General features: G+C 69.9%; 17 protein-coding genes and 1 pseudogene. 10 read left to right on the top strand and 8 right to left on the bottom strand.

The genetic code is table 11. The features are described 5' to 3' along the window. The first annotated feature begins 255 nt into the window (after positions 1–255). From OG844_RS12285 to OG844_RS12275, 3 genes are all read left to right on the top strand, one after another. Positions 256–588, top strand: a complete 333-nt coding sequence (locus OG844_RS12285; RefSeq protein ID WP_406389922.1) for a sulfurtransferase TusA family protein — start codon at positions 256–258, stop codon at positions 586–588. Continuing rightward, positions 585–3,902, top strand: coding sequence for a S8 family peptidase (locus OG844_RS12280; protein WP_406389921.1), 3,318 nt, complete (start codon positions 585–587; stop codon positions 3,900–3,902). Before OG844_RS12285 ends, OG844_RS12280 begins: the two co-directional genes overlap by 4 nt. Positions 3,903–4,721: 819 nt before the next feature. Beyond that, positions 4,722–5,147: a hypothetical protein gene (locus OG844_RS12275; RefSeq protein WP_406389920.1), complete on the top strand. Its 426-nt coding sequence runs from the start codon at positions 4,722–4,724 to the stop codon at positions 5,145–5,147. Positions 5,148–5,190: 43 nt separating this feature from the next. On the opposite strand, the gene OG844_RS12270 is transcribed toward OG844_RS12275, so the two are convergent. From OG844_RS12270 to OG844_RS12255, 4 genes are all read right to left on the bottom strand, one after another. Further along, positions 5,191–6,030 (bottom strand): hypothetical protein, encoded by an 840-nt coding sequence (locus OG844_RS12270; RefSeq protein ID WP_406389919.1) that lies wholly within the window; start codon positions 6,028–6,030, stop codon positions 5,191–5,193. Between the two features lie 271 nt (positions 6,031–6,301). After that, positions 6,302–7,006 (bottom strand): DUF2470 domain-containing protein, encoded by a 705-nt coding sequence (locus OG844_RS12265; protein WP_406389918.1) that lies wholly within the window; start codon positions 7,004–7,006, stop codon positions 6,302–6,304. Between the two features lie 80 nt (positions 7,007–7,086). Next, complete coding sequence (locus OG844_RS12260) at positions 7,087–9,480, bottom strand: SpoIIE family protein phosphatase (RefSeq protein ID WP_406396093.1); 2,394 nt, start codon at positions 9,478–9,480, stop codon at positions 7,087–7,089. Positions 9,481–9,664: 184 nt separating this feature from the next. After that, positions 9,665–10,459 (bottom strand): VOC family protein, encoded by a 795-nt coding sequence (locus OG844_RS12255; RefSeq protein WP_406389917.1) that lies wholly within the window; start codon positions 10,457–10,459, stop codon positions 9,665–9,667. Between the two features lie 460 nt (positions 10,460–10,919). Here OG844_RS12255 and OG844_RS12250 point away from each other — a divergent pair, with 460 nt between their 5' ends. After that, entirely contained in the window at positions 10,920–12,734 is a 1,815-nt protein-coding gene (locus OG844_RS12250; protein ID WP_406389916.1) for an ABC transporter ATP-binding protein, read from the top strand. A gap of 45 nt (positions 12,735–12,779) precedes the next feature. Here the strand turns inward: OG844_RS12250 and OG844_RS12245 are convergent, their stop codons facing one another. The 3 genes and pseudogenes from OG844_RS12245 to OG844_RS12235 all read right to left on the bottom strand — a co-directional run. Further along, on the bottom strand, positions 12,780–13,481 hold the full coding sequence (locus tag OG844_RS12245; protein WP_406389915.1) for a hypothetical protein: 702 nt from the start codon (positions 13,479–13,481) through the stop codon (positions 12,780–12,782). A gap of 145 nt (positions 13,482–13,626) precedes the next feature. Beyond that, entirely contained in the window at positions 13,627–14,898 is a 1,272-nt protein-coding gene (locus OG844_RS12240; RefSeq protein WP_406389914.1) for an alpha-L-fucosidase, read from the bottom strand. Between the two features lie 315 nt (positions 14,899–15,213). Next, a pseudogene (locus OG844_RS12235) lies at positions 15,214–15,486 on the bottom strand (alpha-amylase family glycosyl hydrolase); the annotation flags it as partial. A gap of 300 nt (positions 15,487–15,786) precedes the next feature. Between OG844_RS12235 and OG844_RS12230 the strand changes: the two are divergent. Beyond that, positions 15,787–16,863 carry a protein kinase family protein gene (locus OG844_RS12230; RefSeq protein WP_406389913.1) on the top strand — a complete coding sequence of 359 codons (1,077 nt, stop codon included), beginning with the start codon at positions 15,787–15,789 and terminating at the stop codon, positions 16,861–16,863. A 79-nt stretch (positions 16,864–16,942) separates the two neighbouring features. Further along, positions 16,943–17,935, top strand: coding sequence for a helix-turn-helix domain-containing protein (locus tag OG844_RS12225; protein WP_406389912.1), 993 nt, complete (start codon positions 16,943–16,945; stop codon positions 17,933–17,935). Positions 17,936–17,964: 29 nt separating this feature from the next. On the opposite strand, the gene OG844_RS12220 is transcribed toward OG844_RS12225, so the two are convergent. Further along, the gene (locus OG844_RS12220) at positions 17,965–19,266 is read right to left on the bottom strand and encodes a hypothetical protein (protein WP_406389911.1); all 1,302 of its coding nucleotides are present in this window, start codon (positions 19,264–19,266) and stop codon (positions 17,965–17,967) included. Positions 19,267–19,865: 599 nt separating this feature from the next. On the opposite strand from OG844_RS12220, the gene OG844_RS12215 reads away from it, so the two are divergent. The 4 genes from OG844_RS12215 (at position 19,866) to OG844_RS12200 (ending at position 26,428) form a co-directional block, all read left to right on the top strand. Then, on the top strand, positions 19,866–21,269 hold the full coding sequence (locus OG844_RS12215) for an arylsulfatase (RefSeq protein WP_406389910.1): 1,404 nt from the start codon (positions 19,866–19,868) through the stop codon (positions 21,267–21,269). A gap of 3 nt (positions 21,270–21,272) precedes the next feature. Continuing rightward, the gene (locus OG844_RS12210; protein WP_406389909.1) at positions 21,273–22,283 is read left to right on the top strand and encodes a formylglycine-generating enzyme family protein; all 1,011 of its coding nucleotides are present in this window, start codon (positions 21,273–21,275) and stop codon (positions 22,281–22,283) included. A gap of 50 nt (positions 22,284–22,333) precedes the next feature. Beyond that, positions 22,334–24,064 (top strand): sulfatase, encoded by a 1,731-nt coding sequence (locus tag OG844_RS12205; RefSeq protein ID WP_406389908.1) that lies wholly within the window; start codon positions 22,334–22,336, stop codon positions 24,062–24,064. Positions 24,065–24,220: 156 nt separating this feature from the next. Then, positions 24,221–26,428: a sulfatase-like hydrolase/transferase gene (locus tag OG844_RS12200; protein WP_406389907.1), complete on the top strand. Its 2,208-nt coding sequence runs from the start codon at positions 24,221–24,223 to the stop codon at positions 26,426–26,428. The last annotated feature ends 189 nt before the right edge of the window (positions 26,429–26,617 follow it).

Raw genomic sequence — 26,617 nt, 5'->3', positions numbered from 1 at the left:
GCTCCGGCGTAGTGCGCGCCGCATCTCCCACCCCAGTTTCCTGCCGTGTTTCTCCTCGGGCGGCGGACGCTAGACCACGCCCAGTACCCAGGCGTTGCCATGACGGGGTGTTCGGCCGGGCAGGCGGCGCACTCGTCGCCAGGGACACTCGGTCGCTCGGGCGGTAATTCGCGGGTAACGACGGTTGCCTACGGTCTGGCCAACCCCGAACCGCGGGGTGTGTGCCCGCTCCCGCCCGCCGAGGATGAACTGCCCATGTGTGCTGCCTCGCCCGCCGCGTCGTCCGACGCGACAGGTCCGGATGACTCGGTCCGTGCCGTCGTGGACGCGGGCGGCGAACCGTGGTCACGGATCCTCGGTCTGCTGGAGCGGCGCCGGTGCGAGCTGCCGCTCGGCAGCGTGCTGGAACTGCACAGCGCCAACCCTCAGGTCCGCTCCTCCGTCCGTGCATGGTGCCGGCTCACCGGTTCCACTCTGCTCGCCGAGGAGGAGACGGGCGAAGTGAGTGCGTACCGCATCAAGTTGCCGGCGCCCTCAGTGCACGGCACACCGACACCGTTCCCCGTCCCGAAGCCGGAGTCCCCATGAAGCCCTTTGCCCGCGCCAGACTTGTGGCGGCCGTCACCGTCGCCGCCCTGTGCTCGCCCGCCGTTCTGCCTACGGCGATCGCCACGCCCGTACCGGAGCCGACCGCCGCCGCATTCGGCGCGCCGGTGAGCCACACGGTCACGCTGATCACGGGTGACCGGGTGACGGTCACCACCGCACCGGACGGCCGGAAGTCGTACAGCGCGGTGCCCGCAGCGGATTCGGCTCCGGGTACGGTTCTGGCCCGTACGGACATCGACGGCGACGCGTACTTCTACCCGAGTGACGTGATCGGCAAGGTCGGTTCCCTTCTGGACCCGCAGCTGTTCAACGTCGACGGACTGGTCCGCGACGGCTACGACGACTCCCGCGTCGACGCGCTCCCGCTGATCGTGCGGCGCACCGGCGCCGACCGTCCGGAGGTGCTCGAGAGCGACGGACTGATGCCCGCCAAGCGGGACTTCCACGCCCTCAGGGCGAGCACGGCGGTTCTGGACAAGGACGACGCGGACGAGGTCGGTGACGCCCTGGACGGCAAGAACGCGCTGGACGGCGTCAAGAGTATCTGGCTCGACGGCAAGGTGCGGGCGGACGCGCTGGACCGCAACCTCACTCAGATCGGCGCCGACAGCGCCTGGCAGGCCGGCCGTACCGGCAAGGGTGTCAAGGTCGCCGTGCTGGACACCGGCGCCGACCAGACGCATCCCGACCTCGAGGGCCGGATCAGCGAGGCCAAGGACTTCTCGGGCAGCGGCAGCACGCTCGACAAGCAGGGCCACGGCACGCATGTCGCGGCGACCGTGGCAGGAAGCGGCTCAGGGGCACCGGGCCTCCGTTCCGGTGTGGCGCCGGATGCCGACCTGATCGTCGGCAAGGTGCTCGGCGACGACGGTTCCGGTTCGGACTCGCAGGTCATCGCCGGCATGGAGTGGGCCGTCGCGCAGGGCGCCAAGGTCGTCAACATGTCGCTGGGCAGCGGCCCGACGAACGGCCAGGACCCGGTCACCCAGTCGCTCGAAGCGCTCGCCACCTCGTCCGGCACCCTGTTCGTGGTCTCGGCGGGCAACAACGGTCCCAACATCAGCACCGTGTCGGCCCCGTCGATCGCCCCGCACGCACTGTCGGTCGCCGCGGTGGACTTCGCGGGCGGAACGGCCTCGTTCTCCAGCCGCGGACCGTCGTTCAACGGCACGGTCAAGCCCGAGATAGCCGCCCCCGGCGTCAACGTCGTCGCGGCACGCGCCACGGGCACGAACCTCGGCACCGTCCAGACCGACCCTGCCTACACCGCACTGTCCGGTACGTCGATGGCCGCGCCGCACATCACGGGCGCCGCGGCCCTGCTCTCGCAGGAGCACCCCGACTGGACGCCGGACCAGATCAAGCACACCCTGATGGGCACCACGACGGCCCCGCAGAGCGGTCAGTCGTTGTACGACGTCGGCACCGGCGTGGTGAACCTTCCCGCCGCCCTCGAGCAGGCCGTCGTCGCCGACACCGGCGCCGTCGACTTCGGGCGCCTGGACGTGTCCGACGGCACCGCGACCCGCACCGTGAAGCTCACCAACAAGGGTGCCGCGGCCGTCACCCTGAACCTCAACGGCACGCTGGCCCAGGCCGGTTCGCCCCCTCCGGCCGGCTTGCTGGAGCTGTCCGCCGCCTCCGTGACGCTGGGCGCCGGTGAGACGTCCGAGGTCGCCCTGACCGTCGACGCCACGGGCACTCCGACCGGTACCTACAGCGGCGCGCTGACGGCGCTCCCCACCGGCGGCGGCCAGGCGCTGCGCATCCCGCTGCTCCTGGACCGGGCACAGTCGGTCAAGGTGACCACACTCGACCGTGCGGGCAAGCCCGCACCCGCGCAGATCTCCCTGCTCAACGCGGAGAGCGGCGCCTCGATGAACGCCGAGGTCCGCGCCGAGGGAACCCGTGACCTGCGGGTCCCCGAGGGCACCTACATGGGCCTGGCGATGATCCGCATGACCATCGACGACGTCCAGCAGATCGCGATCGTCAGCGCCGACCTCAAGGCCGGCACGAACGAAATCATCTTCGACGCGCGGAAGGCCCGTCGCTGGACCGCCTCGGTAGAAGGCAAGGCCACCCGCCCCGAGTTCATGATGGGCAACCTGTCCCGCACCACCGACGACGGCCGGTTCGGCATCCGTCACAGCATGCTGGCCGGCGGCGCCTACGGGGCCTTCCCCAAGGACGCCCTCTGGATCACTCCGACCACCGAGGCCCACCTCGGCAAGGTCGCGTTCAACGAGCGCTGGCGCCTTGCGGACGCGGACAGCGACCCCACCGTGGGCGACACGTCCGTGCTCTACGACGCGGCCTACGCCCGGACCGAGGTCGCTGACAACCCCGAGCGCCGGCTGACCCGCGGTGAGATCGAGAAGTTCGCCAGGGTCCGCACGACGTACCGCGGGATGAACGAGAAGCTCCGCTACCAGGAGGGAAGCACGGTCTACGGGACCGGGCTGAACGGTCTCAACTCCTCCTCGCCGTCCTACCTGACCGTCCCCCGCGAGCGCACGGAGTACATCCAGGCCGAGGACAGGACATGGCTGCGGTTCACCTACCGCAACCAGGGGGGCGTGGGGATGAACTACTCGCCGGCCCCGTTCACCTACAAGCCGGGAACCTCCACGAAGGACACCTGGTTCGGCGGACCGCTCTCGGTGCGCGCCACGGGCCAGGCAACGGGTGCCCGCCTCCAACTGAAGGTGGACGACGCCGTCAACCCGAAGGGGTTCGCCCCGCAGCTCGGCGACTTCAACGTCCCGCAGCGCGCCCAGTCCACGAGCCAGCTCTACCGCAGCGGCACGCTGGTCGCCGACCGCGGCGCGCTGATCGACAAGACGTTCGCGGACGCCGACAAGGCGTCGTACGAACTCCGGCGCACCTACACCTCCGCCGGGATCTTCCCGATGGGCGGCGAGGCCACCTCCAAGTGGACCTTCACCGCCGGCGGCACGGGTGAGACGGCGACACCGGTGAACCTCCTCAACGTGTCGTTCGACGCGCCGCTGAACAACCTGAACCAGGCACACGCCGGCCTTCCGCTGCTGGTCAAGGCCGATGTCACCGGTGCGGTCGAGGGACTGCGCAAGGTCCGCGCCTGGGTCACCTCCGACAACGGCGCGACCTGGAAGCAGGTCGTGATCCTCGGCCATGACGGTGAGTACCGGTTCCTCGCACCGCACACGGCACTGAAGTCGGGTGGCTTCCTGGGCGTCCGAGTGACCGCCGAGGACAAGCACGGCAACACCGTCGACTCCGCCCTTCCCCGGGCCATTCCCGTCGGCTGACCGCGCGCGGGACAACACGACGGTGCCACCGCCCTCGAACGGGTGGTGGCAGCGCCGGGTCCGGGGCGGGCCGCGCCAGGCAGCTGCCGGCCGCCGTGGCTGCGCTGACCGGACCGGTCGACCCACAGCAACACCGGAGGCCGCGCATCCCGTGGGGGGTATGCGCGGCCTCCGGTCGGATCACCGAACCAGTTGACGGCGCGCCCTGTTCGTGGTCCGAGAGAGGTGAGGTGGCTGAGCGGCCGCCCGTGATGCGCGATGGGGTCGGCCCGGCCGTCGACGCCTCCGGTGACACGCTACTGCGCTGCTGGGCACAGCCGACATGTTCGCGATTCCCTTCGAGAGGAGCGCACCCTGCGGAAGGGCCACGTCGGGTGTGACCAAGCAGGGCACCGGGGTCTTGAAGTGCGTGACCGCCAAAGAAGTGCCCCAGCCTGCAAGTCTGCGCAGCGGATCGGTGGTGCGGACCACGCCTGGACCCTTCCCGTGGGGAGTCGGGAAGGGGCGGCGCGGCACCGTCGGCGCGCAGGCGGGGCAGGTGCGACCCCGAGTCCGGGGGGTGGACTACGGGGACCGTGTAGCCGACACACTGCCACCGGTCCGGCGGGTGCAACAGGGTTGTGCATGAAAGGACCGCCGGCATATGACAGTGCCTGCCCCGGCGTTCCGGTCCTGGCGGCGTCGGCCACCGGGATCGCATGGACCTGCGTGGACCGGGGGTGCGACGATGTCGGTGGGCCATCAGGGCGGCCTCGGAAAGCTTGGCAGGCCGGAAGACTCTCGGCGCCTGGCGTCTAACCTCTCCTCGTGAGGGGGGACATGGTGAAACCGATCTTGGTCGAGACCATCACGTACGACGATGTGTGCCAGGGGTGCGGTGCCGGGGCGGAGTGGTGCGGCGTCCAGGCGCTGGTGGACGACGAGCTGCGGTGGGACGTTGAGTCGACGTGTCCGGCCTGTGGATTCGCCCTGGTCGTCTGTGGCGGTGACCTGCCGGATGAGTTGCGTGGCCGAATGCTCTCCGAGCACGGACGGGCAAGGCTGCAGGTCAGTCCGCCGACGGGGAACGCCACCGTCATGCGGGTGCTGCGGGCAGAACTCGGCGTCGGGCTGGACGGCATCAAGGCGGTGCTGGAGCAGGTCCTGAGCGGGCAGTACTCCGGAACCCTGCCCGAGATGGAGTTACTGGCCCGCAAGCTGCGGGCATCAGGTGTCGAGGCGTCCGCCTCACGGGTGGTGGACTGAGTGTGCCGCCGACCGCGGCTGGCCACCTGCTGGGCAACGGGTTTCAGTGCTGCTCGTCGGCAGCGAGAGCGGACATAAGGGTGTCGACCCGCAGGCGTAGCTTGGCGAACTCGGCGCCGGCGACGACGACGGACAGTACGTCGCTGCCGACGGCGTTGGCCAGTCGGATCTCCAGTGAGGCAGTGGACCCGATCAGAGGGTACGTGAACCAGCCGTCCGGGTCCTCGTCATCTGTTGTCTCCAGACCGGCTTCCACCGTGTCCCAGTCGGTCTCGTCGAATTCACTGTCGACGTATCGGGCCAGCAAGCCCGTGAACGTGGCCAGGTTCCGCCGCCATATCCATCCGCCGATGTCGTGCAGCCTCGGGTCCGTTGCTTCGTCTGCAGGGAAGTGTGCACGGAGGCCGGCACTCACGGCGTGTTTGTCGTCGATGGCGAGGCGCAAGTGCGCCCAGAGGTCGAGTCGTCTGCACGAGCTCTCGGGGGCGTACGCCGCCCTCGGTAGATTGGGGATGCGCTTACGGCCGTTCTCGTCCGGGCGATAGGGCACTGCGAATGCCGCATTCCATCGATCGAGTTCAGGGGTGAAGCGTTCCTGTGCCGCAGTGCTGTCCATGTTCAGGTACTCGGCTATGTCCTCCCAGGAGCTCCCGCGCTCCCGCTCGTAGATCACGGAGTCGGCCAGGAGCAGATCGGCAAGCTGTGCCACGGAATGGGCCTCGCTGACACGACCGCCCGGGCCGGTGTACGCGTCGTAGCGAGTGACCGCCAGGTTTCCCGCAGTCTCGGCCAAGCCGACAGCACGGTCGCACAGCACAAGGCGTGCCAGTGCGGACCGGGAGAATTGACTGCGGTCGTGGTCGTAGGGGGTTGTTTCCGTCATGACGCACAGCGTTCCACAACAGCCTCACCTGCCCGCACACGTTTTCTCCTCGCCACCGACTCTTCCGGACCGGGGCGACGGGCGGGGTGGCGAGGAGGTCCTCCCGCCGAGCTCGGGGAACTGCTCACGGACCCGTTCGAGGTGGTGAGGGGTGACACCTTCTTCGAACTGATGGACCGGGCCGCCGGGTAGGGGCATTCCGGCGCCGTCCCTCCGGCGATGACCCGGAGGAACGGGGCTGCGTCCCGAACGCCCGGGCCCGTGGCCGGGGTCAGGCGAGCAGGCGGTTGGGGTGGGAGGCGCGACGGGCCGCGGCCAGGAGTGCGTGGATCTGGGGGCGGGCCTGGGCGATGTCGGTCACGGGCGTCGCGAACGGCAGCCGGACGTCACGGTGGGTGCTGTGGCCTTCCAGCCGCAGCGTCACGCCGTACCGGTCCATCGCCACCGGGACGGCGCGCGCGATACCCCTGGTCAGCCCCGGTCGCACGAGGCGCAGGAGGAGGGGAACCAATTCCCCGTGGCTGTCGAGGAGATGGGTCAGCATGCCCGCCTCACTCGTGGCGATCGGATCGAGGTCCGTCGCCTGCAGCGCGTCCAGTGTGACGAACGCGCGGCCGCCGGAGTTGTGGAGGACTGCCTGACCGAACTCCATGCAGGTGCTCTGCGTGGATTCGGCCGTGTACGGGGCTGCCAGCAGGCCGGTCACCGTGACGCGGGCGCGCAGTCGGTCGCGTACGGGCGTGGGTGCGATGTCGGTGAACTCGAGCCGTACAGGGACGCGCGGGGCAGGCAGGGAGGGGCCGGCCTCGGACGGTTCGTGCATGTGGATGTGTCCCATGGCGCCCTTGCCGTCGAGGTGGCGCACCTCGGATGGAAGGCCGTCGCTCACTACCGTCATCGAATGGGCAGCGGTCAGGATCGACCGCACGCGTTCGGCGGGGGTCGGCCGGGTGGGGCGGGCGCTGAAAGGGTGCATCCACATTCTCCAGGGGGCGGTCGACGGGGCCGGTCACGGTTACTTAGGCATGCCTAACCTATGTAGGGAGTTCTGGGGACTCATACCGCCGAAGGGAAGGCCTGTTCGGTCCAGATGGTCTTGCCGGAGCGGGTGTAGCGCGTTCCCCACCTCTGGACGAGTTGCGCGACGATGAACAGGCCGCGCCCGCCTTCGTCGTCCTCGCCGCTGTGGCGCAGGTGCGGTGAGGTGTGGCCGGTGTCCGCGACCTCGCAGAGAAGGGTGCGGTCACGGATGAGGCGTACGTGGAGCGGTCCTTCGGAGTACCTGACCGCGTTGGTCACCAGCTCGCTGACGACGAGCTCGGTCGCGAAGGACAGCTCCTCCAGGCCCCAGTCGCGCAACTGTTCGTCGGCCAGGTCCCGGGCGCGGCCCGCGGCGATCGGTTCTGCGGGCAGCTCCCATTCGGCGACCTGCGACCTGTCGAGTTCGCGGGTGCGGACGAGCAGCAGGGCGGTGTCGTCGGCCGTCGTGCCGTCCGGCAGGAGTTCCGCGACGACCCGGTCGCACAGCTCCTCGAGCGACGCGTGCCGGTCGGCGAGCACACGGCCCAGGATGGCGAGTCCTTGATCGATGTCCCGGTCGCGGGACTCGACCAGGCCGTCGGTGAAGAGTGCCAGCAGGCTGCCCTCCGGCAACTCGATCTCCATGGACTCGAACGGCAGGCCGCCCAGGCCGAGCGGCGGGCCGGCCGGTAGGTCAGGGAACGACACGCTGCCCTCCTGGTCGACGACCGCCGGTGGCAGGTGACCGGCCCTGGCCATGACGCAGCGCCGCGAGACGGGGTCGTAGACCGCGTAGAGGCACGTCGCCCCGATGGTCACGTCCGCGTGGGAGCCTCCGGGCGAACCCGGCTCGCCCCACTGCTCCTCCGTCGACTGCCCCACCAGGTCGTCGAGCCGTGACAGCAGCTCGTCGGGATCGACGTCCATCTGCGCGAACGCGCGCACGGTCGTCCGCAGCCGCCCCATGGTGGCCGCTGCCTGCAAGCCGTGGCCGACCACGTCACCGACCACGAGCCCGACCCGGGTACCGGACAGCGGGATGACGTCGAACCAGTCGCCGCCGACCCCTGTCACGGCGTCCGTGGGCAGGTAGCGGTAGGCCAGGTCGACGGCGGACTGTCGCGGCACGTGCTGCGGCAGGAGCTGGCGCTGCAGGGCGAGGGAGGCCGTGCGCTCACGGGTGAAGCGCCGGGCGTTGTCGATGGACACGGCCGTACGGGCGACCAGCTCGTCGCCCAGTGCCACTTCGCCGCTGTCGAAGGTGACCCCACCGGTGCTGCGGACGAAGGTGACCAGTCCCAGCGTGCTGTTCCCGGCCCGCAGCGGGACGACCAGGGTCGTGTCGTCGAGCACGAGCCCACCCGAGGCGAGGCTGCGGTACTGCGGCGAGCCGGATGTGTACTCCAGAGGTGAATGCTTCACCGGGGGAGGAGACCGCTGTCCCGGCCTGTCCTGGTCGGTTTCCCCGGCCGAGCGGCGGGCGACCCTGACCAGAGCCATCTCCGTCGAGCCACCGGTGGCCGGCACCTCGCCCTCCAGTACGGCCCTCGAAAGGTCGACCGTGACCGTGAGGGCGAATTCCGGCACCGCCACCTCGGTGATCTTCTCGGCGGTGACCACCACATCGAGGGCGGTGCCGATCCCGCGGCCTGCCTCGACCAGCATGGCGAGCCGCCGCTGGGCCCGGTAGCGATCCGAGATGTCGAAGGCGTCCTCGCACACCCCGAGCACGTGACCGTCGGCGTCCTGGAGCCGGTAGTAGGCGCAGGACCAGAGGTGGTCCGTCTGCGGGTCGCTGGGTGGCCGGCCCTGGAAATGCAGATCCAGGAAGGGTTCCCCCGTGTCCAGTACATGACGCATGACGGCGTCGAGTGTGGGCGGATGCCCCTTGGTCAGGAAACGTCCGTCGGAGTACAGCTCATCGGCCCGCACACCACGGAACTCGGCGAACGGTCGTCCGATCTCTTGTTCGTACGCCGCGTTGCACCAGGTCAGGCGTAGCTCGGTGTCGTAGATGGCCAGGCCGAGGGGTGACTGGGTGGCCAGGCCGTTCAACAGGGCCAGCTGGGATTCCCACAGCCGGAGATCCTTCAGCTCGGTCGCGACGAGGACGCGCTCCGCCGTGCCGCCCGACAGGGGACACACCGCGGTGGCGACGACCAGCTCACGCCCGTCCCGGTGCCGGGCGACGCAGGTCTCGTTCCCCCGGAAGCGCGAACGGAGAGGGGGAACGGAGGGCGACGGGCCGGGTGACAGGAACGTGGCCAGAGGCCGACCGATGATCTCGTCCGGGGGAAAGCCGAAGAGCCGCTCCGCCGCAGGGCTCCATCCGATGACCGTGTCCTGGGCATCGACGACCGTCGTGGCCGCCCGGGTGACATCGAGCGGGCCACGGAAGTCGGCACTCTGCTCAGCGTTCCATGCAGTCAATGGCGCCACGTCAGCCCCATCCATCCCCTACAGAATCCGCCGTCCCCGGGGCAGGCACAACCGCGGTACGTCCGCCCAAGGGATGCCGCGGCGCATTCGGCGCCGTTCGGCCCCCCGTGCCGGCAGCTCCACGGTGGTGCCGGCCGTCCCCGACCGGCACCACCGGCTTCTGCCGGGGCAGGGTCTACATCGGGGCCGGGGTCAGCACCACGAAGTCCGCCCCCGCCGGGTCGGCGCAGAGCGCCAGCCGCCCGACTCCTTCCGCGTCCTCGGGGCCCATCAGCACCGAGCCGCCGTTTGCCCTGACCCTGTCGACCGTGCTGTCGCAGTCCGCGGATGCGAACACCGGATGCCAGTAGGGCTGACCGCCGGTCGCGACGAGCTGGTCGGCGGGCATCTCCATCAGGCCGCCGTGCATGCGATCCGCCGGCCGGCCGGCCGGGGTGAGCATCGAGTACGTTCCGCCACCGCCCGGAAGGGGCATGTCCTCGGTCGTCCAGCCGAACAGATTGCCGTAGAAGTCCTTGGCGCCGGCCGCGTCGGTCGTGTACATCTCGGTCCAGCACAGGGATCCCGGCTGGTCCGCGACCTCCAGCCCGTTCATCGTCCCCGGCTGCCAGACGGCGAACTGGGCACCGTGCGGGTCGGTGTACTGCGCCATCCGGCCCGCGCCGTCGGCGTCCGTCGGCTCGACCCGCACGGTGCCGCCGAGGCGCCGCACGGTCTCGGTCGTCGCTGTCGCGTCCGGTGTGTGGAAGTAGATCATCCACGCCGAACGGGCTCCCTCCTCGGTGAGCCGGCCCAGACCGCCGACCGCGTTGCCGTCCAGCTTGAAGAAGCCGTACTCCTCCGCACCGGGACCGAGATTCTCGAACTCCCAGCCGAACACGGCGCCGTAGAAGGCCGCCGACGCCGCGACATCGCGCGCGCCGAGATCGAGCCAGCACGGGGAGCCCGGGACGAAGTCAGTAGTGATCACGGTGGTTCCTCGGGTCGCTTGGGGACAGCACGGACGGTCATGGAAGGTCACGCACCTCGTACGCAAGCAGCCTGCCACCGGGCACCGGCGCGCGCTTCCCGGACAGGGCGAACCGGTGCACCCCCGCCTCCCGACTCCCATCGGCTCCGTATGTCCCGGTGCCGGCCCCGCTGCGTGGCCCGCCGACAGGGGGCTGACCCGATTGCGGCGTTTGCCGGTGGCCGAGAAAAACGCGTGGACCCCCCCGACGCCGACGCGGGACACTGCGATTCCTGGCCCCCGTACTCGCGCGGACACATCGCCGCGAGCCGTGTGGGGGCTCCGCAGTCATGCCCTGCTCGGTCGGAAGGCGACCCCGCCGAGGCATGCAGCCGAACCGGATCGCCCCCGGCCGGTACCGCGACGACGCCTCCCCGGAGACGCTCGGAGCGGGCTCGCCGCACGACCGCACAGGGTGGGAATGGGACTGACCGAGAAACACGAGGAATCGCCGGGCAAAGGGTCCGTGCTCCTGGCACTTCGCTACTACGGAAGGGAGTTGGTGCGGCTCCGGTGGCTGACGGCACCCGCGATGCTGTCGCCGGCGCTGGGCAACATCGGCATCAACTACATCGCACCGCTGATCGTCGCGAAACTCGTCGGCCACATCGCCGACGGCGGCGGCACCGCCTTCACTTCGATGATGCCCTACGTGCTCGGCTTCGCCGGCGTCCTGCTGCTCGCGGAGGCGTTCTGGCGCATCGGCCTGCACTTCCTGAACCGCCTCGACGCCCGCGGCATCGAGCACCTCTACGTGATCGGCATGGACGAACTGTTCGCCAAGGACGCCGCGTTCTTCCACGAGAACTTCGCCGGGTCGCTGACCAAGCGGGTCCTGAGTTTCGCCTCGCGCTTCGAGGAGTTCGTCGACACCCTGACCTTCTCGGTCGTGGGAAGTTTCGTGCCGCTGCTGTTCGGGTCGGTCGTCTTGTGGAGTTACGAACCGCTGCTCGTCGTAGGTCTCCTCGCGATGATCGTTATGACCGGTCTGTGCGTGATGCCCCTCATCCGCCGCCGACAGGCGCTCGTGGACCAGCGCGAGGAGGCGATCGCCCAGGTGTCGGGCCACGTCGCCGACAGCCTCATGAACATGGACACCGTCCGGGCCTTCGGCGCCGAGCAACGCGAGGCCGCCGAGCACCGCTCACGCGTCGCGAAGTCGCGTCGGCTCACGTTGCGGTCCTGGGACTACGGCAACCTGCGCATCGACACGCTCGTCGCTCCGATGTCCGTGCTGACCAACGCCATGGGCCTGCTGCTCGCGGTGACTCTCGGCGGGGGCGGACACGGCGTGGAGGCGGTCGTCGTCGCCTTCACGTACTACACCAACGCGACCAGGATCATGTTCGAGTTCAATCAGATCTACCGCCGCCTGGAGAGCTCGATGACGGAGGCCGGGCAGTTCACCGAACTGCTGCTGGAACAGCCCGTCGTGCTCGACCCGCCGTCGCCGGAACCGCTGCTGTCGAAGGCCGCCGATGTCCGCTTCGAGCAGGTGACCTTCGCCCACGCGGGCGCGAAGCCGCTCTTCGAGCGCCTCGACCTCGATGTGAGCAGCGGGGCGAAGATCGGACTCGTCGGCCGGTCCGGCGGCGGGAAGACCACGCTCGGCCGACTGCTGCTGCGCATGACGGACATCGACTCCGGCCGGATCCTGATCGGCGGGCAGGACATCACCAAGCTGCGCCAGGCCGATCTGCGCAGCCTGATCGCCTACGTACCGCAGGACCCGGCGATGTTCCACCGCACACTGCGGGACAACATCGCGTTCGCCAGGCCCGACGCCACCGAAGCTGAGATCCGCCGTGCGGCCGAGGCGGCTCACGTCACGGAGTTCGCCGACGGTCTGGCGGACGGCTTCGACACCATGGTGGGCGAGCGGGGAGTCAAGCTGTCCGGCGGCCAGCGGCAGCGGGTCGCCCTGGCCCGGGCGATCCTGCGCGACGCGCCCATCCTGCTGCTCGACGAAGCGACCAGCGCACTGGACTCCGAAAGCGAAGTCCTCGTCCAGAAGGCGCTGTGGCACCTCATGGAGGGGCGGACCGCACTGGTGGTGGCGCACCGGCTCAGCACGGTCGCCACCATGGACCGGCTCGTCGTCCTGGACCGAGGGCGGATCGTCGAGCAGGGCACGCACCAAGAACTGCTCGCATCCGACGGCACCTACGCGAAGCTGTGGCAGCACCAGTCGGGCGGCTTCCTGGACGATGCCCCCGCGCAGGCCGACCTGATCTGAACCCCCACCCCCGAATCGGGACGCCGTCGGCCCGGGGGCGGGGCGTCACTCCGGCGGAGCCCCCGACGCGCGCCAGGCGGTCGCGAGTCCCTCCAGCCACGCCGGAGGCAGTTCCGCATCATCCCATTCCGCCCGGAGAGCTTCCGGTGCGGCAGTGAGGCGTTCGAGTACAGCGATGCTCGTGGGGGAGTGGAGCAGGGAGTAACGGCCGTGGACGGCGATGCGGCTGCCGGGCCCGTACTGCGCGTACACCTGAACGAGCCGCTCTCGGTGTGACGCGGTGAACTGCTCCAGTTGTCCCGCGTAGCCGACCCGTCCCACGACGCTCATCGTGCCGAGTACCGCGGTGAGGACCTCGTCCGACACCTCGGGGTCGAGGCCCGAGACGTCACTGAAGGCACGACTGAGCGGCGTCACAGCGACCTTCGCGCGCTCCACGTCCACCTGCCCGACGGGGTGATGGCCCCGTGCCGTGTTCCCTGCCGAACCGGACATCGCCGGGCCGATGGCACGCTCGAGGGCCCGCTCGGCGATGCGGGCGAGCTCGTCACAGACCGCCAGGGCGCCGTCGTGCCGGCCGACGGCGTACGCCTCACCCTTCTCGTCCGGGACGCCCTCCGCCTTCCCGACCTCGCTGTGCGCGTCCGCGATCGCGCCGGCCTCGACGAGCGAGATCAGCTCCTCGGCCTCGTCCCGGAAGACTCCCGCGCGGCCCAGGAGTTCAAGGAGGGTGTTCCTCGCGTTCATGACGCTGGCGGAGTCCAGCGGGTGCCGGCCCGTTTCGGCGGTGTCGATCGTGTCCTCCTCGTCGGCCGCGGTCGGGTGCTTCCGTAAGTCTTTCAGCAGGACGAGGCTCTGTCGTCGCGCTTTCGGTGCCCCGGCCGTGAGGCTTTCAGCTGGGACGGCCGCCGTCCAGCTTCTCAACGGGTGTGTGCGGCTCGGGTCGGACGGGAGCGGTGCCGTGGCCCGTGCGGAAGCCGTGGACGGCGAGCAGTCGGGCGGGCGCGCCCGTCAACCGGATCCTGAGCTCGCGGACCTCGACGGCAGGGAAGGCATGGAGCCGGCGCACACCGACCGTGTGGCCGGAGGCGAGGACACGGTCGTCGGCGCACACCTCGTGCCCGTCGATGTGCTGCCCCTCGGCCAGGTCCTCCCGCAGCTCCAGATGGTCCAGCACCACCGGCTCCCGGAAGCGAGCCACCACCGTGCCGTCCGCCCCGGCGACCAGCGTGGCGGTCTCCGGTCGTGCGAACCGGCGCCCCAGCTCCTCGCGGAGCTCCAGCAGCCGTCGCCGGTCGGCCGGGTCGATCCGTCCGCTGCGGTCCGGCGGTACGTTCAGGAGCAGTCCGGCGCCCAGGCCGACCGAGTGGTACCAGATGGCCAAAAGGTGGTCGAGGCTCTTGAGCGAGTCCAGGTCGTCCGGCTGCCAGAACCAGTTACGGCGGATCGGCACGTCGCACTCGGGCGGCAGGTACCGGAGCCCGCCCAGCCGGGTCGTACCGTCGTCGTACACGCTGATGCCCGTCGAATCGACCGTGTACCGGCACGGGTCGGCGGCGAGACCGTCCTCGTTGCCGGCCCACCGGATCGTCGGGCGGCCCATGTTGAAGACCATGGCGTCCGGCTGGTGCTCGTCGATGACGGCCATGACGGCATCCCAGTCGCACTTACGCCCCTCGGAGCCCGCGCCGTCGAACCACAGCTCGTACAGCGGGCCGTAGCCGGTGCAGAGCTCGGTCAGCTGCCGCAGATAGAAGGCGTCGTAGGCCTCCGGATCGTCGTAGCCGTCGGCATGGCGATCCCACGGCGAGAGGTAGAGACCGAGTCCGATGCCTGCCGCGCGGCAGGCATCGGCCAGCTCGGCGACCACGTCGCCCCTGCCTTCGCACCAGGGCGACGCGGCGACGGAATAGTCCGTGGTGGCGGTCGGCCAGAGGCAGAAGCCGTCGTGATGCTTGGCGGTCAGGACGACGTACGCGGCGCCTGCCGCGACCGCCGTCCTGACCCACTGCCGGGCGTCGAGTTCCGTCGGATCGAATGTGGCAGGGTCGAGCGAGCCGTCGCTCCACTCCTGCCCGTTGAAGGTGTTGATCCCGAAATGCAGGAACAGCCCGAAGCCGTCGTGCTGCCAGGCGAGTTGTGCGGCGGTGGGGCGAACGGGCACGGTGACCTCTCGTGGATGGATCGGGGGAGGAGTGTTTCGGGCGCCGTGGCGGACCCGCCCGTCAGTCGCGGCCCTTGATCCGTCTCGCCCGGTCCCACGCTAGGAGCTCACCCCGGCCGGGCGCGTGGGTCCTCATCACCACTGCTGGTGAATTTTCACCGTCCTGTCGTCGACCCGGCCGATCTGGACAGCCCTGTGGCGGGCCGCCCGGCCGCCTCCCGCCTGAGCCACCCTGTCCCGCATCCCGCTGCTGCCGTTGCGTCGTACATCGAGGCAGATCAGGCAGGGATGGGGCTCCGCACCGGAACGATCGCAGTGGTCGGCGACGTCGTAACCGGCGTCCGCCTGCGGGGACACGTACCAGGGACTGAGCCATAAGGCGTCGACCCCCAGGTCGACCAGATGCGGAAGCCGGGCACGGATGCCGGCCAGGTCACCCATCCCGTCCTCGTCGCCGTCGGCGAAACTGCGCGGGTAGATCTGGTAGATCACGGCGTGGCGCCACCACGCGCCGTCCCGTGCGCCGGACGCCGGGCCTTCCGGACGGTTCCGGCTCTCGCCGCCGACAGGACTCAGGGGCTGGGACATGACGTGTTCACTCCTCGGGAGGCGGACGGAACGACAGCATCGCGGCTGAAGCAGCCCGCCCGCCATGGACTGATCACGGGTGCCTCTGGACGAATCACCGGGAGGCCGCGGCAGCCGCCGCGCGCGAAGGACGGCCCGCACGGGACCGGCAGGGGGTACCGCTCGAGGGCTCCGCGTGCTGAGATCACCTGGTTCGTCGGGCCGGGACGACTCGCGCTCAGGATGCCGACCGGCCGCCACTGAAATGGTCGGTCACCGGAGATCGCTGCTGGTGACGGCTCGCGCTTCGAGGAGACTTCGATGCCCCACCCGGATCCGCGCCATGGCGCACGCCTGACCGCGTACGGGGCCGTTTCCACGTACCTGTCGCAGCTGAGCGACCGTCGACTCGGCGAAGTCGTGGCCGCCGCGACCCCTCTGGGGTCCGGCATCGGAGGCAGGACGGCGGAACTGGACGTCGGCGGAACGCGAGTCTTCGTCAAGCGCGTTCCCCTGACGGACATCGAGATGCGGCCGGAGAACGTACGCTCGACGGCGAACCTCTTCGGCCTGCCCCTGTTCTACCAGTACGGGCTCGGCTCAGCCGGGTTCGGAGCCTGGCGCGAGCTGGCCGTCCACACGATGACGACCGACTGGGTACGGGGGAGCGAGCACGAGGGCTTTGCGCTGATGTACCACTGGCGCGTGCTCCCGGACTCCCCTCCCCAGGGCGTCGCCGACGAGTTCGGTGGCATCGACGGGGCAGTCGCGCACTGGGAGGGATCGCCGGCCGTGCGCCGGCGCCTGGAAGCCATCGGCAGCTCCTCAGCCGGCCTTGTGATCTTCCTCGAGCACGTTCCGCAGACGCTTGCCGCGTGGCTGGGCGACCGGAGTGAGGGCACTCCGGAAGGCACGGACGGTTCGAAGCACGTGTGGGCGGAGGAGGTCCTGGCGCGCGGAGCCGCCTTCATGAGCTCCCGCGGGCTCGTCCACTTCGATGCCCACTTCCACAACGTCCTGACCGACGGACGGCTGATCTGCTTCGCGGACTTCGGTCTCGCCCTGAGTTCCCAATTCGCCCTCTCCCGGGAGGAGCGGGAATTCCACTCCCGCCACCTCACCTACGACGCCTGCTACATCGCCGGCCATCTGCTGCGCCACCATCTGCCCGAGGGCGTACGGGGCACGGTGGAGCACGACGCGTTCCTGGGCAACTGGATCGCGGGTGACAGGCCTGTGGGTGTTCCACCCGGGATCGCCGCCATCATCGACCGGCACGCCCGGACTGCCGTGCTGCTGGACAGCTTCCACCAGCGCCTGCTCACCGTGGGCAAGCGGACACCGTATCCGGCGGCAGACATCGAGCGGACCATGGCCCGACCGGCGGCGATCCCGTAGCTTCTCACCTGGTGTCGCCGGTCAACGGCCCGTCCGGGGCCCCGCTATCCTCTGCTGGTCTTCGAGGGGAAGGGCGCACATGTTGGAGACGCTGGGGCTGAGCACGAGCGAGTCGCAGATGTACCAATTTCTCGTCAGGTCGGGCCGCATCCGTACCGATCAGATGCGGCAGCGGCTCAATCTGAGCCATGCGCAGACGGTCGAGGCGACACAGGGGCTCGTCGCCAAGGGGCTGGTGACCCTCACCGACGAGAGGCCCGCGCAGGTCATTCCCTCTCCGCCCGACATAGCCGGGGAGGAGCTCCTGCTCCTGCGGATGAACCAGCTCCGGACGGCCAGGGGTGCCCTGGACAAACTCACCAGGGAGTACCGGAAGACCGCCTCCGGCCCAGCTGCCTTGGAGGAGATAGCCGAGATCGTTCCCGAGGAGAGCCTGGCGCTCAGGTACGAGCAGATCCAGCGCAATGCCCGTAAGCAGGTGCTGAGGTTCGACGCACCGCCGTACCTGGTGTCCGAGGACCTCAATACGGCCGAGCTCGACCAACTGACGGCCGGGGTCGCGTACCGGACGGTGTACGACCGTCTGGCGGTGGCGGAGAGCGGTGCGCTGCAGGAGATCAAACGGTACGTCGACGCCGGCGAGCGGGCCCGTGTCCTCAACCAGGTCCCGCTCAAACTGGTCATCGTCGACAGAGCCGCGGCACTGGTATCGCTGCGGGCCGAGGAGGCGCAGCTGCCCCAGGTTGCCCTGCTGATCCACCCCGGGCCGCTCTTCGAAGCTCTGCTCGCTCTCTTCGAGATGGTGTGGGCGACCGCGCTGCCGCTGGATCCCGTCTCCGATCAGGGGCCCCTCACACAGCCCGACGCCCAGATGCTGACTCTCCTGCTCTCGGGACTCACCGATGAAGCGATCGCACGCCAACTCGGCATGGGCAAACGGACGGTGAACCGGCGGGTGCACAGCCTCATGGACCAGGCGGGCGTCTCGAGCCGGATGCAGCTGGGATGGCAGGCCGCCCGGCTGGGGTGGATCACGGATGTCGACGAACCGGTCACGGCGTGCCGACCGTAGTGACCGCGCGACCGTAGGGCAGTCGGCTTTCAGGAAACGGTCTGTTGACGTCGGAGGCCGTCGCCGAAGGCGGCCAGTGCCGCGCGGGCCGCAGGGTAGACGTCTGCCGGGAAGCATCGGACGGACGACAGTGTCGCTTCGAGCAGGGGGGCTGCGGCGAGGGCCGGGGCACCGATCCGGGCGATGTACCGGACCGCCGCGCGGCAGGGCTCGTCGGCATCACCCGACCTCAGAGGCTCCAGCGCCGCCAGGAGTACCGGGACAGCGGCGTCCGTGTCGCCGGTGATCCGCCACCAGGCATGGGCGGCCTGGACACGTGTCCACGGGCCGGGGGACTCCAGGAGCGGCCGGACCGCGGCCGCGCATCGTGTCGCCTGCGGGCCCAACTCCGCCAAGCGGCCGAGGTCGGCATTCCCCAAGCCCCGGGATGCCGCGTCCTCCAGGAAGGCCAGGAAGATCTTTGAATCACCAGTGATTCGCCAACGAGCCCACGCCGCGTTCTGCGCGCCGTGCCATCTTCGTGTGCTGTTCGACGACAGAGGGCTGCCGTCGTGGCGCGGTGGCTGCGTGATGCCATGGACGAAGCTGTCGAGGGTGTCCGCCGCAGGCGCCGCCGCCGGGCCGATACTGCCGAGCACGTCGCAGGCCCATCGGACGTTGCGGGTGGCGAGTACCGAAACGAGTTCTGGAACAGTCCCGCTCGCGGCGGGACCCCATCCGGCCAGTGCCGTGAGCACCGGCCGCAGTCCCTCCCGGTCGGCCGAGTCGACGAGCATGCGACGGATACCGGGGTGCAACTCGTCGGCACATCCCACCAGCGGCTGCAGAACCTGCCCGAGTGAAGTCACCTGGAAGAACGGGACCTGGCCTGACGCCAGCCACCGGAGTACCGGGTCCAGAACCCCCGGATGGTCCAGGCGTGCGAGAGCCAGCGCAGCCGGTCCGGCAACCCGGTCGTAGGGATCGTTGGCGGCTACGACCAGTGCGGGAACGGCCGCGGTGATGTCCTGCGTGGAGTCCGCCGACACAAGCCCCGCCAGCACCATCGCCGCGTCGCCCCTGGCATGGGAATGGCGGGACTCCAGGCATCGCACCAGGCCGGCCACCAACTCCGGCCGGGGCGTACGCCATCGCCGCAGGACGTCCGAGGCGATGGAGACCGCGCCCTGGACCAGGGCGAGACTCTCCGAGTCGAACCCGCCCACGGCGAGCGCGACTCCACGGTCCACGTGCTCCTGCACGTCCAGCCGCAGATCGTTCGGATCCACCCCTGCTTCCACGAGCAACTTGCGCGCCCAGAAGTCGTGTTCTGTCCCCGCCCCGAGCGTCATGACGCGCATGCTACAGCTGAGGGGCTTTCCGCATCACCGCAGCTCCGGGAACCGTCGGCAGCGGATAGGGCTGCGTAAATTGAGGGTCTTGCCGGGTGGCCTCGGCCGCGTCTTCGCGGTCGAGGACCTTTTGCGGGGCCCGCTCTTTCACGACGCAGACGGGTCGGGCCGCATGCTGAGCCGACCTCATCGGTACCGACCGGACCGCGATTGCGTCAGCGGTGTGTCATTCACGTTTCACGTACCGCCGTTCCATGGAGACTCTTTCACTCACATGATCGAATATTGAACATGCTGCCAGCCCGGTCCGGCCACCCTGCGCCACGCGACCCCTTCCTTCTCACGCGTCGCGCCGACCACTTCGACGAGATCTGTCGTTGAGTCGGCTTCGGCGCTGACGTTCCTCTGCGGGACCCGCGAACACATTCCTCCCCTCGGAATCGCTCCCACGCCCGATCTGCCGGCGCTGGCCGTCGGGCGTGTCAGCCCGACTGGGCTGCTGCCATATAGGCAACAGGTTGCCCGGATACTCCCATCGCCCATACTTGTCGCGACCATGACATGTCTGCCGTGGTCTGCCGCTGAAAGGCGGAACCCCCATGAGTACAACGAACCAGACCGATGTCTCCAGACGGTCCCTGCTCGGCGGCATGGCCGCGACGGTGCTGACCGGGCTGGCCGCGGCATCGTCGTGGCCGAGTGCTGCCGCCGCCGATGCGATCACCGGGCAGAGCCGCCGAGCGCCGAACATCCTGCTGATCCTGCTCGACGACCTCGGACGGGGCGAGCTGGGATCCTACGGTCAGCAGGTGATCCCCACGCCGGTGTTGGACGGCCTCGCAGCAGAGGGGGCGCGTTTCACCGAGGCGTACGCGACACCGTCCTGCGCCCCCACGCGCGCGTCGTTGCTGACCGGTCTGCACACCGGTCACGCACCGGTCAAGTCCAACGGTGACGCCGGCGAAGGCCTGCGGGCCGAGGACGTCACCGTGGGCGAAGTGCTCCGCGACGCCGGCTACACCACGGGGCACATCGGCAAGTGGGGACTGGGACCCGACACCGGCGACAACCCGAGCCACCCCAACCGGCAGGGCTTCGACCAGTTCTTCGGCTACATCAATCAGACCCACGCGCACGACTACTGGCCGACGTACCTGTGGCGCAACAGCGAGAAGGTGCGCTACCCGGAGAACAAGACCGCCGACATCACCTACGCAACCGACCTGTTCACCCAGGAGGCGCTCGATTTCATCGACCGCAGCCGGAATGATCCGTTCTTCCTCTATCTGGGCTACACCACCCCGCACGCCCCGAACGAGATCCCGAGCGACGCGCCGTACAGCGACGAGGACTGGCCCCAGGGCGAGCGCAACCACGCCGCGCAGATCACCCGCGTCGACGCCGAGATCGGCCGTGTCCTGTCCCGGCTCGACGAACTCGGCCTGCAGGACGACACCCTGGTCCTGGTAACCAGCGACAACGGGCCGCACAAGGCGGGGAAGAACTTCGAGCACGTGGGCAGCACCCTGCCGCACGACCCGGAGTTCTTCGACAGCAACGGCCCTCTGCGGGACATCAAGTTCACCGTGTACGAGGGAGGCATCCGGGTGCCGCTGATCGTCCGGCTGCCGGAGAGCCTGCGGGCCGCCGGTGGGATAGCACCCGGATCCGAGGTGCACGACCCGGTGGCGGTCTGGGACTTCCTCCCGACGTTCGCCGAGGCCGCCGGCGCGCGGACACCGCCCGGACTCGACGGTGTGTCCTTCGTCCCCGCGCTGACCGGTGGCGAGCAGCCGGAGCACGAGTACCTCTACTGGGAGCAGGAGGGCAAGGACCAGGCGGTGCGTTTCGGTAACTGGAAGGGCGTGCGCCTGGAGAACCGCCCCGTCGAGCTGTACCACCTGAACCAGGACGTCGGCGAGCGCGACGACCTCGCCGCTCAACACCCGGCGCTCGTCCGCAAGGTCGAGCGACTGCTGGCCGGCGCCGTACGGGAGAGCTGACGCGTGAGCTGCTGCACCCCTTCGGCCGAGAGCCGCGCATCCTGCTGTGCCTCCCCGGCCGGCGACGGCACGCTGATCGGCGCCATCACGCTGGGGCCCCCAGGGCCGTTCCGTCCCGCAGCGGCCGACCGCGGCACCCGCGGGCAGGTGCGCCTTCCCGGGGGGACGTTCGCGATGGGCGACGCCCACGGTGAGGGCTACCCCGCCGACGGGGAAGGGCCGGTCCACGACGTACGGCTGGACCAGTTCCTGATCGACGCGACCACGGTCACCAACGCAGCGTTCGCCGCCTTCGTCAAGGACACCGCGTACGTCACCGACGCCGAACGCCTCGGCGTCTCCGCGGTGTTCCACCTGACGGTGCGAGCCGACAAGGACGACGTTCTCGGGCGCGCGCCGGCCACACCGTGGTGGCTGATCGTGCGGGGGGCCTCCTGGCGCCACCCGCACGGCCCGCTGTCGTCCATCGGGGACCGGCCGAACCACCCGGTGGTCCAGGTGAGTTGGAACGATGCGCAGGCGTACTGCGGGTGGGCGGGAAAGCGGCTGCCCACGGAGGCCGAGTGGGAGTACGCCTCGCGCGGTGGGCTGGCGGCCGGCCGATTCCCGTGGGGCGACGAGCTCACCCCGCGCGGCCGGTGGATGTGCAACATCTGGCAAGGCACCTTCCCCACCCACAACACCGCCGAGGACGGCCATGTCGCTACCGCGCCGGTGAAGTCCTTCCGCCCCAACGGCTTCGGTCTGTGGAACATGGTCGGCAACGTCTGGGAGTGGTGCGGCGACACCTTCGCGGCCGACGCCTACGCGGCACGGGCCGGTCAGGCACCCGTGCACGACCCGCGTGGTCCCTGGCACGACACGAGCCGGTCCGCTCCACGCGTCATGCGGGGCGGCTCCTACCTGTGCCACGACTCGTACTGCTACCGCTACCGGGTTGCGGCACGGTCCAGCAACACCGCCGACTCGGCCGCGGCGAACATCGGTTTCCGCTGCGCCAACGACGCCGGCTGACACCCGCACGTACCCCCCCGTCCCACCCGGACCAAGCAGAAGGAAACTCCGTGAGAAACAGACAGCTCAGGCGACTGGGCCTGCTCGCGCTCCCGACGGTACTCGCCCTCACATCCGTCGGCGTTCCGTCCGCCGCCGAGGAGAGGGCGGCCGGACCCGCCCGTCCCGACGTCGCGCGTCCGAACATCGTCTTCGTGCTGGGCGACGACTTCGGGTGGACGGACCTCAGCAGTCCGCTGACCAATCAGGGCAACGCGAACGACTTCTACGAGACGCCGACCCTGGAGCGGATCGCCCGGGAGGGGGTGGCGTTCGACAACGCGTACGCGTCCCCGAACTGCGCGCCCACGCGGGCCGCCCTGCTCACCGGGCTGTACGCCCCGCGGCCCACCAACAACATCTACCTGGTCGACGACCTCAACCGCGGTGGTGACGACACCCTCCTGGTCGGGCCCCCACAGGGGCTGCCCGACGAGGACGTCGCACTGCCCGCGGAGGCGGTCACGGTCGGCGAGCGGCTGCAGGGCGCCGGCTACACCACGGGATACCTCGGCAAGTTCCACGTGGCGGCGACGCCGTCCGACATCACCGCGGTGCACGGCTTCGACGAGAACATCGGCGGTACGCACGCCGGCGCTCCCGGCGCATACCACGCGCAGAACGGCACGTTCGTCTCGCAGATAGGCCCGGAGCTGGACGCCTTCGCCGCCGACTACACCCAGCAGTACGTCGACGACAACATCAAGCCCTACACACACACCACCGACCCTGCCGCCCTCGATGCCCTCGTCGGCACCGACAAGCACGTATCGGACGCGCTGGCGGACGCCACGATCGACTTCGTGGACCGCAACAAGGACGATCCGTTCCTCGCGTTCCTGAGTACCTATGCCGTCCACACACCGGTCGGAGCCAAACAGGCACGCGCGGACCTTCTCGCCAAGTACCGGGCGAAGGCGCCGGGAACGGGTCCCTCCAACCCCGCCTACGGCGCCCTGGTCGAAGGACTCGACCAGAGCGTGGCCCGCGTGATCGAGCACCTGGAGACCACCGCCGACCCACGTCGCCCGGGCCACGAACTGGCCGACAACACCGTCGTCGTCTTCACCGGGGACAACGGCGGGGTCGGCCAGTTCACCGACAACGGGCCGCTTCGCGGGGAAAAGGGCGAGCTGCGCGAAGGCGGGCTGCGCGTGCCGCTCATCGCCTGGAGTGCCAACCCCGCACTGGTGGACGGCAACACCGTCAACCACACCCCCGTGTACAGCGCGGACCTCCACACCACCTTCGCCTCCCTCGCGGGCGCCAGGACGCCCGCAGGCCAGCCTCTCGACGGCGTCGACCTGAGCGGCCTGTTCGCCGACGCCTCGAAGGAGCTCGACCGTGACGCTCTCTACTGGCACCTCCCCGGCTACCTCATCGACGCCTCCCGCGACCAGCACCCGCAGTCGGTGATCCGGTCCGGCCGCTGGAAGCTGCTGTACAACTACGAGGACCGCACCTGGGAGCTGTACGACCTGGTCGCCGACATCGGCGAGAGCGACAACCGGGCCGCGCGGGAACCTCAGGTCGTCCACCGTCTGGGACACAAGCTGATCCGCTGGCTCGACAAGCTCGACGCCCCCCTGGCGACCCTCCGCGACGGCCACGACCCGCTGTCCTTCACCGTCTCCGGCGACGTCTACGCCAACGGCCACACCTCCCACCACCGGAACGAAACTCTGGTCGTCGAACCCGGCGAGGAGATGCCGGTGGTGCTCACCGGCCCCGCGGCCCGGTAAACACACCCGCGTCGACAGTCCGCCGCATCACGCGAGCAATCCCCGCCCCACGGGCGCACTCCGCCCCGCACCGGACCAGCCGCGGGGCGGAGTGGCACCGGGGCCGACCGGACCCCTCGCTCACCCACGCCCACCCCATACAGAAGGAAGTCCTACGTGCCCAGCCGCCGACAGTTCCTCGCCGGATCGGCAGCCGCCCTCGGCATGGCTGCTCTGTCCGCCGCCCCGGCAGCAGCCGCCGGCCACCCGGGCGGCAGACGTCCGAACATGGTGGTGCTCCTGGCCGACGACCTCGGCTATGGCGACCTCGGAGCGTACGGCCAGCAACTGATCCACACCCCGCGTCTGGACCAACTGGCCGCAGAGGGGACCCGGTTCACCCAGGCATACTCCGCGGCCGCGGTCTGCGCGCCGTCGCGGGCCTCGCTGCTGACCGGCCTGCACGGAGGCCACGCGCCGGTACGGCAGAACCCCTTCGGCGGTCCGCAGGGCTCGCTCGGGGACGACGACACGACCTTCGCCGAGGTGCTGCGGGCGCGCGGTTACCGCACGGCCTGCATCGGCAAGTGGGGCTTCGGGCCGGAGGAGGCCGATCAGCCCAGCCACCCCAACCGGCGCGGCTTCGAGGAGTTCTACGGATACATCACCCACGGGCACGCCCACGAGTACTTTCCCGACCACCTCTGGCACAACGGCGAGCGGGTCGAGCTGCCGGAGAACGCGGGCGGCAACAAAGGCACGTACGTCACGGACCTGATCGAGCGGCGCGCCGACGCGTTCATCACCGAACACGCGGACGAACCGTTCCTGCTGTACCTGACCCCGAACCTTCCGCACGCGCCGAGCGACATCCCGGACACCGGCGAGTACGCAGACCGGCCGTGGGGCGCGTCCGACAAGGGCCACGCGACGCAGGTGACCCGGCTGGACTCACTCGCGGGCTCGGTCGTGGGCACGTTGCGGCGCCTCGGGATCGACCGGCACACCCTGGTGCTCGTGACCAGTGACAACGGCCCCCACGAGGAGGGTGGTGTCGACCCGGACCTCTTCGACGCCAACGGGCCGTTCAAGGGCTACAAGCGCAACCTCTACGAGGGAGGCGTACGGGTCCCGCTCATCGCATGGTGGCCCGGCACCGTCGGTCCGGCCGTCACGGACCGCGTCACCCCGCTGATCGACGTGCTCCCGACCCTTGCCGAACTCGCCGACGCCCCGGCACCGCGCGACGTCGACGGACTTTCGGCAGCCGCCCTGCTCACCCCCGGGCCCGGCGCCACGCCGCTGCACGACCACCTCTACTGGTACCGCAACGACCCCGGCTCGACCGCGCGGGCCAAGTCGGTCGACAAGGGCCGCATCAACGTCCTCGCCGAAGCGGTGCGCCGCGACCGGTGGAAGGCCGTCCGATTCGCGCCCGCACGGGACCGGGGCGTCCCCGACGAGCAGTGGCAGTTCGAGCTCTACGACCTGGAAGCCGACCCGGGCGAGACCACGGACGTGCACGCCGGCAACCCCGAGGTCTCGGCGGAACTCACCGCCCTGCTCCGGGCGTCCTGGGCGGACGCCTACCACCGCGAAGGATTCGGCGTGCGGCTCACCGCCCCCGAACTCGCCTTCCCCGGTGAGGTGTTCAGGGCTACCGCGATATTCACCAACGCCTCCGCCCGCGCCTGGACGCGCCCCCGGCTCAGGCTCACGGTTCCCGACGGCTGGCGGGTCGAGCCCGTCCCCGGCCGGCCTGAGGACGACCTCGCCCCGGGCGCGGCCCTGGAGACCACCTGGGCGATCACCCCGCCGGTCGAGGGGACCCCGGCCGGAACCTGGTCACTGCGGGCCGAGGCCACCGCCCGTCACGGGCGGCACCAGGTCCGCTACGAATCCCTGCGCGCCATCGCCACACCGCCACCGGCACCCACCACCGACACCTACCTCAGTGACATCCCCTGGGTCGCGGCGACCAACGGCTGGGGACCGGTCGAGCGCGACACCAGCAACGGCAAGAAGCCGGCAGGCGACGGCACTCCGATCAGTTTCGGCGGAGTCACCTACACCAAGGGCCTCGGCGTCCACGCCCACTCGGAGATCGTCTACCACCTCGGCGGGAACGCCTCCCGGCTCACCTCGGTCGTGGGAATCGACGACTTCTCCGCCCGGCAGAGCGCGGTCGGCGGGACGAGCGCCGAAGTCTGGGGCGACGGCGTGCGGCTCTACGAAAGCGGCCTGCTCACAGCCGCAGGCGGTCCACGCCCCGTCGACGTGGACGTCACCGGAGTGAGGCTGCTCCGCCTGGTGGTGCGGAACGCCGACGACAGCACGTCCTTCGACCACACGTCGTGGGCCGTGGCCCACGTCCGCGTCGACTGACGTACGGAGCAACGGACGGTCCCCGGCGTCCGGGCAGCCGCGCGACACCCGTGGCAACAAAGCGCCATGTGGCGCAGATGCGCCACGGCACCCCTGGATCCGCCGGTGACCCGCCGGTTAGGTTCCGGGCGGCGCGACATCGTACGGACGTTCGGCTGATCACCTTCATGCTGTTCCCGGATCGCTTTC

This window comes from Streptomyces sp. NBC_00887, assembly GCF_045207585.1.
The sequence above is the reverse complement of the archived record's forward strand: the minus strand, read 5'-3'. Positions and strand labels throughout refer to the sequence as shown.

Coding starts and splice junctions, on each gene's coding strand:
- OG844_RS12285 (WP_406389922.1), top strand. CDS start 256: ATGTGTGCTGCCTCGCCCGCCGCGTCGTCCGACGCGACAGGTCCGGAT.
- OG844_RS12280 (WP_406389921.1), top strand. CDS start 585: ATGAAGCCCTTTGCCCGCGCCAGACTTGTGGCGGCCGTCACCGTCGCC.
- OG844_RS12275 (WP_406389920.1), top strand. CDS start 4,722: ATGGTGAAACCGATCTTGGTCGAGACCATCACGTACGACGATGTGTGC.
- OG844_RS12270 (WP_406389919.1), bottom strand. CDS start 6,030: ATGACGGAAACAACCCCCTACGACCACGACCGCAGTCAATTCTCCCGG.
- OG844_RS12265 (WP_406389918.1), bottom strand. CDS start 7,006: ATGCACCCTTTCAGCGCCCGCCCCACCCGGCCGACCCCCGCCGAACGC.
- OG844_RS12250 (WP_406389916.1), top strand. CDS start 10,920: ATGGGACTGACCGAGAAACACGAGGAATCGCCGGGCAAAGGGTCCGTG.
- OG844_RS12245 (WP_406389915.1), bottom strand. CDS start 13,481: ATGAACGCGAGGAACACCCTCCTTGAACTCCTGGGCCGCGCGGGAGTC.
- OG844_RS12230 (WP_406389913.1), top strand. CDS start 15,787: ATGCCCCACCCGGATCCGCGCCATGGCGCACGCCTGACCGCGTACGGG.
- OG844_RS12225 (WP_406389912.1), top strand. CDS start 16,943: ATGTTGGAGACGCTGGGGCTGAGCACGAGCGAGTCGCAGATGTACCAA.
- OG844_RS12220 (WP_406389911.1), bottom strand. CDS start 19,266: ATGACGCTCGGGGCGGGGACAGAACACGACTTCTGGGCGCGCAAGTTG.
- OG844_RS12215 (WP_406389910.1), top strand. CDS start 19,866: ATGAGTACAACGAACCAGACCGATGTCTCCAGACGGTCCCTGCTCGGC.